General features: G+C 58.9%; 14 protein-coding genes. 9 read left to right on the top strand and 5 right to left on the bottom strand.

The annotated features are described in order from the left end of the window. Positions 1 to 15 precede the first annotated feature (15 nt). Positions 16 to 624 (top strand): LysE family translocator, encoded by a 609-nt coding sequence (locus BLW70_RS17520; protein ID WP_008149720.1) that lies wholly within the window; start codon positions 16 to 18, stop codon positions 622 to 624. Here BLW70_RS17520 and BLW70_RS17515 read toward each other — a convergent pair. Then, on the bottom strand, positions 621 to 1,385 hold the full coding sequence (locus BLW70_RS17515) for an ArsR/SmtB family transcription factor (protein ID WP_074875999.1): 765 nt from the start codon (positions 1,383 to 1,385) through the stop codon (positions 621 to 623). The two genes, BLW70_RS17520 and BLW70_RS17515, sit on opposite strands and share 4 nt — an antisense overlap. Before the next feature lie 82 nt (positions 1,386 to 1,467). Here BLW70_RS17515 and BLW70_RS17510 point away from each other — a divergent pair, with 82 nt between their 5' ends. Continuing rightward, positions 1,468 to 2,589, top strand: coding sequence for a cytochrome P450 (locus BLW70_RS17510; RefSeq protein WP_074875997.1), 1,122 nt, complete (start codon positions 1,468 to 1,470; stop codon positions 2,587 to 2,589). Between the two features lie 21 nt (positions 2,590 to 2,610). Here BLW70_RS17510 and BLW70_RS17505 read toward each other — a convergent pair whose 3' ends face one another. Further along, the gene (locus BLW70_RS17505; protein WP_074875995.1) at positions 2,611 to 3,492 is read right to left on the bottom strand and encodes a LysR substrate-binding domain-containing protein; all 882 of its coding nucleotides are present in this window, start codon (positions 3,490 to 3,492) and stop codon (positions 2,611 to 2,613) included. 140 nt (positions 3,493 to 3,632) lie between these two features. Between BLW70_RS17505 and BLW70_RS17500 the strand changes: the two genes are divergently transcribed. Both BLW70_RS17500 and BLW70_RS17495 read left to right on the top strand, forming a co-directional pair. After that, complete coding sequence (locus BLW70_RS17500; protein ID WP_074875993.1) at positions 3,633 to 4,664, top strand: D-cysteine desulfhydrase family protein; 1,032 nt, start codon at positions 3,633 to 3,635, stop codon at positions 4,662 to 4,664. Positions 4,665 to 4,811: 147 nt separating this feature from the next. Further along, on the top strand, positions 4,812 to 5,147 hold the full coding sequence (locus BLW70_RS17495; protein WP_074875991.1) for a hypothetical protein: 336 nt from the start codon (positions 4,812 to 4,814) through the stop codon (positions 5,145 to 5,147). Between the two features lie 90 nt (positions 5,148 to 5,237). Here BLW70_RS17495 and BLW70_RS17490 read toward each other — a convergent pair whose 3' ends face one another. After that, positions 5,238 to 5,576 (bottom strand): FKBP-type peptidyl-prolyl cis-trans isomerase, encoded by a 339-nt coding sequence (locus BLW70_RS17490; protein ID WP_074875989.1) that lies wholly within the window; start codon positions 5,574 to 5,576, stop codon positions 5,238 to 5,240. Positions 5,577 to 5,721: 145 nt separating this feature from the next. Here BLW70_RS17490 and BLW70_RS17485 point away from each other — a divergent pair, with 145 nt between their 5' ends. The 3 genes from BLW70_RS17485 to BLW70_RS17475 all read left to right on the top strand — a co-directional run bounded on the left by BLW70_RS17485 (position 5,722) and on the right by BLW70_RS17475 (position 8,283). Then, a complete protein-coding gene (locus BLW70_RS17485; RefSeq protein WP_074875987.1) occupies positions 5,722 to 6,786 on the top strand; it encodes a M4 family metallopeptidase in 1,065 nt (354 codons plus the stop codon). Next, a complete protein-coding gene (locus BLW70_RS17480; protein WP_074875986.1) occupies positions 6,783 to 7,106 on the top strand; it encodes a protealysin inhibitor emfourin in 324 nt (107 codons plus the stop codon). The genes BLW70_RS17485 and BLW70_RS17480 overlap by 4 nt, the downstream gene beginning before the upstream one ends. 103 nt (positions 7,107 to 7,209) lie before the next feature. Then, on the top strand, positions 7,210 to 8,283 hold the full coding sequence (locus tag BLW70_RS17475) for a sensor domain-containing diguanylate cyclase (protein ID WP_074875984.1): 1,074 nt from the start codon (positions 7,210 to 7,212) through the stop codon (positions 8,281 to 8,283). A gap of 5 nt (positions 8,284 to 8,288) precedes the next feature. Here the strand turns inward: BLW70_RS17475 and BLW70_RS17470 are convergent, their stop codons facing one another. Further along, complete coding sequence (locus BLW70_RS17470; RefSeq protein ID WP_074875982.1) at positions 8,289 to 8,753, bottom strand: hypothetical protein; 465 nt, start codon at positions 8,751 to 8,753, stop codon at positions 8,289 to 8,291. 315 nt (positions 8,754 to 9,068) lie between these two features. Here BLW70_RS17470 and BLW70_RS17465 point away from each other — a divergent pair, with 315 nt between their 5' ends. Next, positions 9,069 to 10,877: a monovalent cation:proton antiporter-2 (CPA2) family protein gene (locus tag BLW70_RS17465; RefSeq protein WP_074875980.1), complete on the top strand. Its 1,809-nt coding sequence runs from the start codon at positions 9,069 to 9,071 to the stop codon at positions 10,875 to 10,877. A 131-nt stretch (positions 10,878 to 11,008) separates the two neighbouring features. Then, positions 11,009 to 12,118, top strand: coding sequence for a DNA alkylation repair protein (locus tag BLW70_RS17460; protein ID WP_074875979.1), 1,110 nt, complete (start codon positions 11,009 to 11,011; stop codon positions 12,116 to 12,118). Here BLW70_RS17460 and BLW70_RS17455 read toward each other — a convergent pair. Then, positions 12,099 to 12,671 (bottom strand): cytochrome b, encoded by a 573-nt coding sequence (locus BLW70_RS17455; RefSeq protein ID WP_074875977.1) that lies wholly within the window; start codon positions 12,669 to 12,671, stop codon positions 12,099 to 12,101. The two genes, BLW70_RS17460 and BLW70_RS17455, sit on opposite strands and share 20 nt — an antisense overlap. Positions 12,672 to 12,736: the final 65 nt, after the last annotated feature.

Raw genomic sequence — 12,736 nt, 5'->3', positions numbered from 1 at the left:
CTGACGGAGCAAGACATGAACAGCTACGGACTCTTTCTATTGTTCGCCACCCTGACCATTTTGAGCCCGGGGCCTGGCGTGGTCCTGACCCTGTCCAACGCGGTGCGCCATGGCTGGACCGGGGCAGTGCCGGGCATTCTGGGGATCGCATCGGGTGCGTTTATCGTCGCCGCCATCAGTGCCACCAGCGTCGGCCTGATCCTCAGCACTTCCGCCAACGCCTTTACTGCGTTGAAATACGCAGGGGCCGCCTATTTGCTGTACCTGGGTTACAAGAGCTGGCGCTCGGCAGGTTTCAACACGCTGCTTGAAACACGTCCCTCAAGCCCGGGCTACCGCTTCCTGGAAGCGGCTTCGATCCAGTTTCTGAACCCCAAGGCCGTGTTTTTCTTTCTGGCGGTGTTCCCGCAATTCATCGACACCTCAGCGCACTTCTCCACCCAGTTTTTCAAACTGGTCGCCTCCTATGGCGTGCTGGTGATCCTCGTGCATGGCAGCTATGCCTTGCTCGCCAATGCTGCCAAAGGCTGGTTGTCGAGTCCGAAAGGTTCCTGGCTGGCGGCGAAAGTCTCGGGTGTGACCTTCGCCGGTTTCGGCGTGCTGATGGCCTCGGCCAGTCGCTAAGGTGCAGACCTGGCGATCGCTCGACGCCGGGGCTCGGTGAGCGCGGTTTGTGTTGTCGATACCTGAACTGGCAGTTCAACAGCGAACCGGCTGCTGAGCTCCTTGCATCCCGTCGCCGTCAACGTCAGCACGCGGCTGTCCAGGTCTTGAGTTACCCATTTGCGCGTGATCGCCGTTTTCAACAACGCCGCCCCCAGCGATCCACCCAGATGCGGGCGGCGCATGCTCCAGTCCAGGCACGGGCAGGCAAAACGGCGGCGCAGCGTGCTCAAATCCTTGACCTCGATACCCAACCCTTCAAACAACGCCTCACCGCTTTGGCTCAACTGATAAGCCTGTTCATCGGTTGCCAGCAGCCACCCCGCTTCGATCATCCGGTCATGCAGCAGCACCGCCAACGTGCCGGCCATGTGGTCGTAACACGTGCGGGCGAATTGCAGGCGATCCGGGGTGCGCGAATTGAAGATCGGCGTAGCGTTCTGCCCGATCACCATCAACGCTTCCAGCGCCTGGGCGACGCGCTTGTCCGTCAGGCTGTAATAGCGATGTCGGCCCTGCACGTGCAGCCGCACCAGCGCCAACTCCTTGAGTTTGGCCAGATGCGCGCTGGCGGTGGAGGCACTGACTTCGGCAATCGCCGCCAACTCAGTGCTGGTGCGGGCGTGGCCGTCCATCAGCGAACAGAGGATTTTCGTCCGGGCCGGCTCCGCGATCGCTGCAGCCACCTGGGAGACGCCGATGTCGTGCTGTTCTACGTTCATATTTCGTTCCCGGACGAATCAAGGCCCTTTCGGACTGGAGATAGTAGCAACACTTTTCCAACCACGAACAAGGCTGCGACCCATGGACCCGATCATCGCTGCGACTCATGCCGATCCTTATCCCTATTACGCGCAACTGCGCGCGCAGGGCGGGATGGTTTTTCACCAAGGACTGAAAGTGTGGGTGGCGAGTAGCGCCCGAGCCGTTGCGGCAGTGCTGGCGCATCCTGACTGTCATGTTCGGCCGTCCCATGAACCGGTGCCCAAGGCGATAGTTGGCGGGATGGCCGGCAAGGTCTTCGGTCGGTTGATGCGGATGAATGAGGGCGAGGGGCAGCGTTGCCCGAGGTCGGCGATACAGCCAGGGTTGGCGTCTATTGATGCAGATGAAGTCAATGCGCTCGTCGGCGCTCGCCTGATCACTGCAGACGCCGATGGGTTGTACAAGGCAATGTTCCGCGGGCCGGTTTGCGTGGTGGCTGCATTGCTGGGGTTCTCTGCGGCTCAAAGCCGCGCTATCAGCGAGCTGACCGTAAATTTCGTCGCGTGCCTGTCGCCCCTCGGCGATCAGGCGCAACGGGATGCCGCGCACGTAGCGGCGGAACACTTGAGCGGCTATTTGATTGAGCTACTGGATGACCCGAACAATCAGAGCGCCCTGCTCGCCGGGATCCGCCAGCGCTTCGCGGCAACCTCTGGCGACGCTGAAACGTTGATCGCCAACCTGATCGGGCTGTTTTCCCAGACCTATGAGGCCACCGCGGGGCTGATCGGCAACGCGTTGTTGGCGTTGATTAGAACCCCCTCGTTGCACAGTGAATCGACATCCTTGGACGACTTGATCGCTGAAGTTCAGCGCTTCGATCCGTCGGTGCAGAACACCCGCCGGTTTGTCGCTGCGCCTTGTGAAATCGAGGGGGTAAGCCTGAACCCTGGCGACGTGATTCTGGTGATGCTGGCTTCGGCCAATCGTGATCCGCAGCTCAATGACCATCCCGACGTCTTTCTTCTGGATCGTCCAGACCGGCGCAGCTTTACCTTTGGTGCGGGGCGGCATCAATGTCCGGGGCAGGTGTTGGCCTTGAGTATTGCCTGCGCCACCTTGAGGGAGATTCTGACGTTAAAACCTGCGTTGGATCGCCTGACCTGGCATTACCGGCCTTCGCTTAACGGGCGTATTCCGCTGTTTAGTGATTTGCCGTAAGACCACGTCAACACGCAACGGTCACGCCAGTCGCTGCGCAACAAAATCGATAAAGGCTTTCAACTTCGGCAGTGATTTTCGCGAGCGTGGATACACCATCTGTACCGGCTTGGGTGGCGGCGCATAGGCGTCCAGAATCCGCACGAGTTCGCCTTTGGCCAACGCGGCCGACACCAGGAAATCGGGCTGCATCAAAATCCCCTCTCCGGCCACGGCCGCCTGCAGCAGCACTTGGCCGTCATTGCTTTTCAACACCGCTCCTTCGGGCCAGGGAACCTCGCTTGCGCCGTTTTGCAAAGGCCAGGCAAAACGATTGCTCCAGGACGTGTGGGTGAGGATTCTGTGTCGGTGCAGGTCTTCGGGGGACTGAGGTACCTGCCATTTTTCCAGATACCGGGGCGATGCGCAGATCACCATTCGATACGGTGGCAATGGCTTGGCCAGCAGATTCACGCCGATCAGTTCGGAAATCCTGAACGCCAGATCGAATGACGTCTCGTACAGGTCCACCACTTCGTTGCTCAGAATCAGCTCGACCTGGATCTGCGGATAACACTGCATGAACGCCGAAACCAGAGGACCGACCAATGCCACGCCGAGGGTCATCGGTGCGGTGATTCGCAACAGTCCGCTGGGCTCCGGGTTCGACGCCTCCACCCGGCTGAACGCGTACTTCACCTGCTCCAGTGCCCGCTTGGCTTCTTCATAAAACAACCGACCTTCCCCGGTGATGGATTGGCGTCGGGTGGTGCGTTGAATCAATTTGGTATTGAGGGTTTTCTCCAGGCTTTGAATATGCCGTCCAACCATGACCGCCGACATCCCGACATCACTGGCCGCATCGGCAAAGCTGCCTGCCTCGACCACGGCGACGAAAACCTCCATTTGCCTGAGTTTGCTCATGACCATGCCTTGTGAAGGGAGAAAGCGGAACGCTTGATTAAGTACATCAGGTTAAAGGAGTAATAACCGGCAATGCGTTTATCACGAAGGGCGTCCTCCATAGAGTCACATTATTAAAGGTGAACAACGAGGCTCCATTGATGCAAACCCTACTGGACACGTCACTGAGTTGTTTTGCGCGGGCAGAGCTCCTGCAAGGCACCACGCCCATTCAGCGCGCTGAACGCCTCGAACACCTGCTGGGCTTGAAGCCGCAGGGAATCGGCCTGTTTCTCAAGCGCGACGATCATATGCTGATTGGCGGTGGCGGTAACAAACTGCGCAAACTCGAATTTCACATCGGCGCAGCGCTGGCGGCCGGAGTCGACACGGTGATCACTGTGGGCGGCATTCAGTCCAACCATGCGCGCCTGACCGCCGCGGTGTGCGCGCGCCTGGGCCTTGCCTGTGAACTGATTCTGACCCGCGCGGTACCCAAAACCGATGTGGATTACGAACTTAACGGCAACGTCCTGCTCGACCAATTGTTCGGCGCACAGCTACAGGTGCTTGCCGGCGGCAGCAACTCACTCGCCGTGGCCGAAATACGGGCCGCACAACTTCGGGATTTGGGGCGCAACGTGCTGGTGATTCCCACCGGTGGTTCAACGCCGCTGGGCAGTCTCGGTTATGCGCGCTGCGCAGCGGAGATCGCACAGCAAGAGACGGAACTCGGCCTCAGCTTCAATCAGGTCGTGGTGCCCAACGGCAGCGCCGGCACTCACGCAGGGCTCGCGGCGGGCTTCCAGTTGCTGGGCCGAGGCACCTCGATCGTCAAGTCCTATTCGGTTTTGTCCGATCGAGACACGTCAGCGGACAGAACCCGGCAATTGACCCAGGACGCATTGGCACTGTTGGGTAGCAAGGCCGTCGTTCAGGCTGAAGAGATCGCCATTGACGGCAGTCAGTTGGGCGACGGTTACGGTCTGCCAACGCCAGCCATGCAGGAAGCAGTGCGCCTGATGGCTCGCGCCGAAGGCCTGTTGATCGACCCGGTGTACTCCGGCAAAGCGTTTGCCGGGCTGTTGGCCGATCTCAGACAAGGACGCTACCGTACCGGAGACAACGTGCTGTTCGTGATGACCGGCGGAACACCGGGTTTGTATGCCTATCGGGAGACCTTTCAGTCTTAGCGGTTAATCATCCCGCGTCAGCACTTCCAGCAGTTCATAGAGCCACGGACATGTCAGAACATGGAATAAACTCCATCAAGATATGAAAAATGTATTAATCAAGGCAAAAAAAGCCGATATAAAGGGAAACATCCTGGGAGTTAAACAGTGAGTCTTATCTACCACGATCCGTCGATTAGCCATGACGAAGCAGTCGGTCTCTTTGATAGCGGCTTAGAAAAGAACATTATCATCGCGCTGATTTCCATCGGATTAAATGAGCAAGACAGTGCCTGGGCTCAGACCATTTGCCTGAAACATCTCGAAAGTGGCACTCAATCGGTGGCTGCGGCAGCAATCACCGCACTCGGCCATGTAGCCCGCAGATTCGGTGAGCTTGAAATGCAAGCCGTGATGCCCGCCCTTGATTCCGTAAAAGGAAAATTCCCTGCACTTGAAGCCACAGTTGCTGACACGCTCGACGATATTGAAATGTTCACCTGACTCGCTGAATCAAACCAGAAAACATAAAAACCCCACCATTTCTTCTAACTGAGATGGCGGGGTTCGCCATTTCAGCCCACACCCAACAAATCAATCATCCCGAGTCAGCACTTCCAGCAATTCAATCTCGAAAATCAGGTTCGAGTTCGGCGTGATCTTGCCCATGGTCCGTTCACCGTAGGCCAGATGCGCCGGCACCAGCAATTTGCGCTTGCCGCCGACCTGCATGCCCATAATCCCCTGGTCCCACCCCTTGATCACCCGCCCCGTGCCAATCACGCACTGGAATGGTTTACCCCGGCTGTAGGAAGAATCGAATTCTGTCCCGTCTTCCAGCCAGCCGCGGTATTGGGTGGTAATCAGCGCGCCTTTGACGGCGGCTTTGCCGTCGCCCGGCTCAAGGTCAATGATTTGCAACTCGTCGTTCATGATTCCTACTCGTTCACGGTCGCCCGGTGATTGGGGCGCGGACGGAGGTTTTCGCAGAAACCGGCGCGCAAGGCAATCCACGGAACCGAAAGACCGTCCTCCGGCTCACATGAATAACGTCTTCGTTTCAGGAAAGGATGCTCTGATGACCGACTCATCACCGCTGTACAGTTTCATCCCGCCCTACATCCTCAACCGAATCATCGCCTACGGTTCCGACCATCAGCGCTCCAGCGCCCAGGCCACGCTGAGCCATGTCCGTCGTCTGCGGCACAATCCCGGCCCGCCATCGCGGCCACCCGCCAAAGCGATCCTGCCGCTGTCCGGTCGCCCCGGCCTGGCACAGCGCAGTATTCATGACGCGCAAGGCAAAATGCTGCTGCCGGGTATGCCTGTGCGACTTGAAGGTCAGGCGGCAACCGGCGATCCGGCGGTCGACGAAGCCTACGACGCAATGGGTGCCAGCTATGATTTCTTCTGGAAGGTGCTGGGTCGGGACTCCATCGACAACAAGGGTTTTGCCTTGGTCGGCAGCGTGCATTACGGCCAGGATTACGAGAACGCCTTCTGGAACGGCGCGCAAATGGTGTTCGGTGACGGCGATGGCGAAATCTTCGAGCGTTTCACCCGCTCTCTGGATGTGGTCGGGCACGAGTTGACGCACGGCGTGATCGAAAGCGAAGCCGGTCTCGTTTATGCCAACCAGTCCGGGGCTTTGAATGAATCGATATCGGACGTTTTCGGGGTGCTGATCAAACAACATGTACTGGGCCAGACCGCCGAAGAGGCTGACTGGCTGATCGGCGCCGACTTGCTGGCACCGGGCATCAAAGCTATCGGTTTACGCTCGATGGCCCATCCGGGCACGGCTTATGACGACCCGTTGCTCGGCAAGGATCCGCAACCGGATCACATGCACAAGTTCGTCATTACCCAGGAAGACAACGGCGGTGTGCACATCAATTCGGGCATCCCCAATCGGGCGTTTTATCTGGCCGCGATGGCGCTAGGCGGTTTTGCCTGGGAAAAAACCGGCCGCATCTGGTACGACGCGCTGTGCGACAAGCGCCTGAGTAGCGAAGCGACATTCAGTGCCTTCGCGCAATTGACTGTCGAGCATGCCGGGCAAGGATTGGGTGCAACGGCAGTCGAGGCGGTGCGACACGGCTGGTCTGAAGTGGGCGTCGACCTGACGCTGGAGGAACAATGAAAACCTTGCCAACGCTGGACGATAACGCGGTGGTCTGTGTCTCCCGCCAGGGCGGTATGGCGGCGATCCACAGCTTGACCCGCCCCCGAGAGATCGAATTCGCCCAATGCGATGCAGAGCAACGTAGCCGCATCTGCTCGTTGCTCGAAGGTTGCCTGCCTATGACGAGTTCATCCGCCGGCCGCGGCGATCAGCGCTTCTATCAAATCGAAGTGCGCTACCGCAGCGGCGAACAGGACGACCGGATGGTGATGAAGGTGCCTGAAGATAAAGCGCCTGGAGAATTGGTGCATCTGTGGGACAAGGGTGAGCTGCTATAAGTTTGGCGCCTCCGGTAATAGAGGCTGCTGATCGAGGGCCGTGTGAACTAACATAGGCGCACCTCTCCCGATACGGCTGATACGCCACGATGGCAAAACCTGCATGAATGTGGACTGGACCAGCGCCGCCATCGGCTCAGTGATGCTAGCCCTGATCGTCGCCTTGATCGGTCGCGAGCGCTCGCTGCAAAAGCAGCTGGCCGAGTATCGCGTGCTGCTCACCAGCCTGACTGACGGACAAAACATCCGCCAGGACGGTGACGCCGAACGCTTCAAGCGCAGCCAGTATTTTGCCCGTATCGGCACATGGGACTGGGATGTCGACACCGACAAGCTCTACTGGTCGGAAGCTATCTACGGCATGTTTGGCTTCAAGATCGACGAAGTAACGCCCTCCTACGCGCTGTTTTGCTCATGTGTCCACCCGGACGACCGGGCCAGGGTCCGGGCCGGGGAATTGCGCTGCCTGGATACCGGCGACAACCATGACGAGGAATATCGGGTGGTGTGGCCCGACGGCACGATCCGCTGGCTTCGGGAAACCGGCAATGTGGTCAAGAACGACCACGATGCAACGATCAAGATGATGGGTGTGGTACGCGATATCACCGAGGAAAAAGCCTCCGCCAGCTACCTGCAACACCTGGCCCATTTCGATCCGCTGACTGGTCTGCCCAATCGTCTGGTGCTCGAGGAGCGTCTGTCCGAAGCGCTGGAACAGGCGCGCATCAGCGCCACGAGGGTTGCGCTGGTATTTGTCGATCTCAATGGTTTCAAGGCAATCAACGACCATTACGGCCATGCCGCCGGCGACCGGGTATTGATCACCACCGCCACGCGATTGAAGAAAATCCTGCGTTCAACGGATACCGTCGCCCCGATTGGTGGTGATGAATTTGTGGTCATCCTTCAAGGCCTGCCCCAAGGCAACAGCCTGCAAGACGAAGCCCGCAGCATCTGCCAGAAAATCTTCGTCGAACTGTCGCCACCGGTGACCATCGGCAATGATCAACGACACATCGGCACCAGCCTTGGGGTCGCGGTGTTCCCGGACCATGCGCCGAGCATGGACCGGTTGATTCATATTGCGGATCTGGCGATGTATGAGGCGAAGCGCAGTGGGAATAATCAGTATCGGTTGGGTGAACAATCGATGAGTCATAGCCGGGTCGATTGACCCGTTCAGTCCTTGCGCCGGCCGAAAGGAATGCCGTTAAACGTGTGGGTGCAGCAATGACAGTTTGGCGTCATGTGCTCGGCTTTCAGCTCAGGATTGACGATCCGCAGATACCCTTGACCATCGACATACAAGCCGCTGAAGTAGCTCGACTCTCCCAGACACACCTGCGCTTTCCTTTGGTTTTCATGCAAAGCAACCATCCAGAACACCGGTTCAGGCCGATCGAGGCGAGCCACCGTTTCGCTGAAAACCTCATCCCATTGCCTACCGACGCGAGACAGCAGAAACCGGAACAACGGCGTGTAATCGAACCCGTGCCGGCGAGTTCCATGCATCGAACCCCGTGACGCATCGTTGTTGATTTCATTCTTGGTATTGCGCTGATGCCGGTAATGCCCGGTAATTTCGTTACGCCAGACACCCCAAGTGCGGGTATTGACCTTGCGGTAGAGGGATTTCTTGTCCAACGGGTAGCTCCTGACATCCAGTCAATGAAATCGCCGCCGAGCTTTACCGGAACCGCTGGCGATTTCAATCAGCCTTCAATGGCCAAATGTTGCTTGCGGGCTAACGCTCCACTGGCGTGATATCCACAAGCAGGCGCACTCCCACATTTATTTGCAGGGGGCGGAGATACTGTGTCCACCGCAGAACCATTGTGGGAGTGAGCCTGCTCGCGATGGCGGTAGGCCAGGCAACATCGTTATCTGTCATTGCTGACGCATGAAGCATCACCCTTTATCCTTGTCCCCCCGCCATACCGAGTGAATGGAGTTTTTGTCATGCCCCATGAAGGCAACCTGCTGCAAGCCGCTGTCGTGTTTCTGTTCGCTGCGGTGCTCACCGTTCCCTTGGCCAAGCGCCTGCAACTGGGGGCGGTGCTGGGTTACCTGTTTGCCGGCGTGATCATCGGCCCGTCGGTGCTGGGCTTGATTGGCAATCCGCAAAGCGTCAGCCACATATCCGAACTCGGGGTGGTGTTGCTGCTGTTCATCATTGGCCTGGAACTGTCGCCGCGACGTTTGTGGGTGATGCGCAAATCGGTGTTCGGCGTTGGTCTGGCGCAGGTGTTGCTGACGGGCACGCTGATTGGTGTGCTGGCGTTGTTCGTGTTCGGCCAACCGTTGAACAGTGCGATCGTTCTGGGCTTGGGCCTGGCGCTGTCGTCTACGGCATTCGGATTGCAAAGCCTGGCCGAGCGCAAGGAACTGACCAGCCCCCACGGGCGTTTGGCATTTGCGATTCTGCTGTTCCAGGACATCGCCGCTATCCCGCTGATCGCCATGGTGCCGTTGCTGGCGGGCGGCGATCACACCAGCAGCGCGGGTGAAGGCCTCAATCACGGCTTGCGCGTGCTGGGCAGCATCGCGGTGATGGTGATCGGTGGCCGATACCTGTTGCGGCCGGTGTTCCGGGTGGTGGCCAAGACCGGTTTGCCGGAAGTCTCCACGGCCACCGCATTGCTGGTGGTGATGGGCACGGCATGGCTGATGGACCTGGTCGGCGTGTCCATGGCGCTGGGGGCGTTTCTCGCCGGGTTGCTGCTGGCGGACTCCGAATACCGCCACGAACTGGAAGCGCAAATCGAGCCGTTCAAGGGATTGCTGCTGGGGCTGTTTTTCATCAGTGTCGGCATGGGCGCGAACCTGAGCCTGCTCCTGAGCGCCCCGATCACGGTGCTGGGCCTGACCCTGCTGCTGATCGCAATCAAATTGCCGCTGTTGTTCGTTGTCGGTCGGTTGGCCGGTGGCTTGGGCAAGGTCAGTGCGATTCGCCTAGGCATCGTGCTCGCGGCCGGTGGTGAATTTGCATTTGTGGTGTTCAAGATTGGCCGCGATCAGGGGCTGTTCGAGCCGAACCTGTACGACTTGCTGGTGCTGACCATCACCTTGTCGATGGCGGTGACGCCATTGCTGTTGCTGATTTGCGCGCGACTGGTCAGCCCCAAGGTTCAACCGGTGGTGGTGCCGGAGAAATTCCGCGAAATCGATACCGACACGCCACGCGTGGTGATTGCCGGCATGGGCCGTATGGGGCAGATCGTTGCGCGGATTCTGCGCGCGCAGAACATCAAGTTCGTCGCCCTCGACACCTCGGTGGAAACCATCGAACTGTCGCGCAGTTTCGGCGGTGTGCCGGTGTTCTACGGCGACCCGATGCGCCCGGAGATCCTCAGTGCGGCCAAGGTCGAGCAGGCGGAGTACTTTGTCATCGCCACCGACGACCCGGACACCAACATCAAGACCGCCGAACTGGTGCACAAACTCTACCCGCACATCAAAATCATCGCCCGGGCACGGAACCGCCAGCATGTGCATCGCTTGGTGGACCTTGGCGCCGAGGCCATCCGGGAAACCTATTATTCGAGTCTGGAAATGAGCCGGCGCACGCTGGTCGGCCTGGGGCTGACCCAGGCCCAGGCCGATGCGCGGATCAAGCGTTTCAAGCATCACGACGAGCAGGTGCTTGAGGCCCAGCACATGATTTATGACGATGCGGCGAAGGTCTTGCAGACGGCGCAGGAAGCCCGGGCGGAATTGGCGAGATTGTTTGAGTCGGATCAACTGGAAGAAGAATCAGGCAAGGCATAACTGATCGTTCCCACGCTCTGCGTGGGAATGCCGCCCGGGACGCTCCGCGTCCCTTCGCAAGTCGTGACGCAGAGCGTCACAGGATGCATTCCCACGCAGAGCGTGGGAACGATCGACATAAGGAATCCACAATGGCCGCTGACCAACCCGCTCCCGCCCTGAAAGAAATCTTCAACGCCGACCGCCTCAAGCACATCGCCACCGAGATGACCGCCGTCTACCCTGCGTTCAACGCCAAGTCCTTCCTTAAACTGGCCAACGACGGACTGGCCGAATTATCCATCATGCAGCGCATGGCCCGTGTCAGCGAGTGCCTGCACGCGGTCCTGCCGTTGAGCTATGAAGAGACGCTTGAAGTGCTGCGCGCCCTCGCTCCACGGCTGAACAGCGGCTTCGTCAGCATTTCATTACCGCATTACGTTGCGACCTATGGCGGACAGGCCTTCGAGCAGTCGATGGAGGCGCTGAAATATTTCACCACCTTCGGTTCCTCGGAATTCGCGATCCGCTATTTCCTGCGCAGTGACATCGAACGCTCCCTGGCGGTCATGCACGAGTGGTCCCAGGATGAAAACGAACACGTCCGCCGTCTGGCCAGCGAAGGCAGCCGACCGCGCCTGCCATGGTCGTTTCGACTGGAACAGATTCAGGCTGACCCGACATTGGCGGCGGCGATCCTCGACAACCTCAAGACCGACAACAGCCTCTACGTGCGCAAATCCGTGGCCAACCACCTCAACGACATCACCAAGGATCACCCCGAATGGGTGCTGGACCTGATCGAAGGCTGGTCACTGGACAACAAACACACGGCATGGATCGCCAAACACGCCCTGCGCAGCCTGATCAAACAAGGCAATCAACGCGCATTGGCGATCATTGGCGCGGGCGGCAAGCCTGAGGTCGAGATCATCGATGTGAAGGTGGAACCGGCGGTGATTCGTCTGGGTGAAAAAATCACCCTGTCCTTCACCGTGAAATCCAAGGTGCAGGACAGTCAGCGACTGGTGATCGACTACGCGATCGATTACGTCAAAGCCAACGGCAGCACCTCGGCAAAGGTGTTCAAGCTCAAGGCGCTAACCCTTCCCGGCAAAGCGACCGAGTCCATCGCCCGTAGCCAGCAGATCAAGGAACTCACCACCCGCCGGCATTACGCCGGTCAACACGCCGTGCACATTCTGGTGAACGGCGAGCGCCTGGCCAGCACCGGGTTCGAGATTAGCGCTGACGTTGATTGACCGTATTGCCGGATCGACCGGGCAGCATGCGCGTCAGGGTGTTGTCGCGGACCCAATAGTGATGAAACAACCCTGCCGCCGCGTGCAAGCCGATCAGCCAGTAACCGGCGCTGCCGAGCAATTCGTGCCAATGCTTGAACTGCTTGGCCAGGTCAGGATCGACCGCCACCGGCGAAGGCAGGAAAAATCCGAAATAAGGCATCGGCTTGCCACCTGCTGACAGCATCAGCCAGGCCAATAACGGCGTGGCGATCATCAGCCCATACAACGCCAGGTGCATCAGGTGCGAAACGCCTGTCTGCCAGACGGGCAGCGTCGGCGTAATCGGCGGACGCGGGGTGAGCCGCCCGAGCAAGCGCACCCACACCAACACAAAAATGCTCAGCCCGAACAAGCCGTGCAACCCAAGAAACAAGCTCTTCAAGGCGTGTCCCTTTGGCAACAGCCCTTTGATTTCGATGCAGGCATACACGCCGACAAACAGCGCGAGCATCAGCCAGTGCAAGGTGATCGAGAGTTTTCCATACCGGTGAGCGAGTGCATCGCGGGTCATAACAGGCCTCGTGAACGTTATTGTGGCTGTCGAATCATTCGCGCAGCCCGGTTGCGCTGTGTTGC

The organism is Pseudomonas frederiksbergensis, assembly GCF_900105495.1.
Lineage (GTDB): Bacteria > Pseudomonadota > Gammaproteobacteria > Pseudomonadales > Pseudomonadaceae > Aquipseudomonas > Aquipseudomonas frederiksbergensis.
This window is presented reverse-complemented; position numbering and strand designations above follow the sequence as displayed.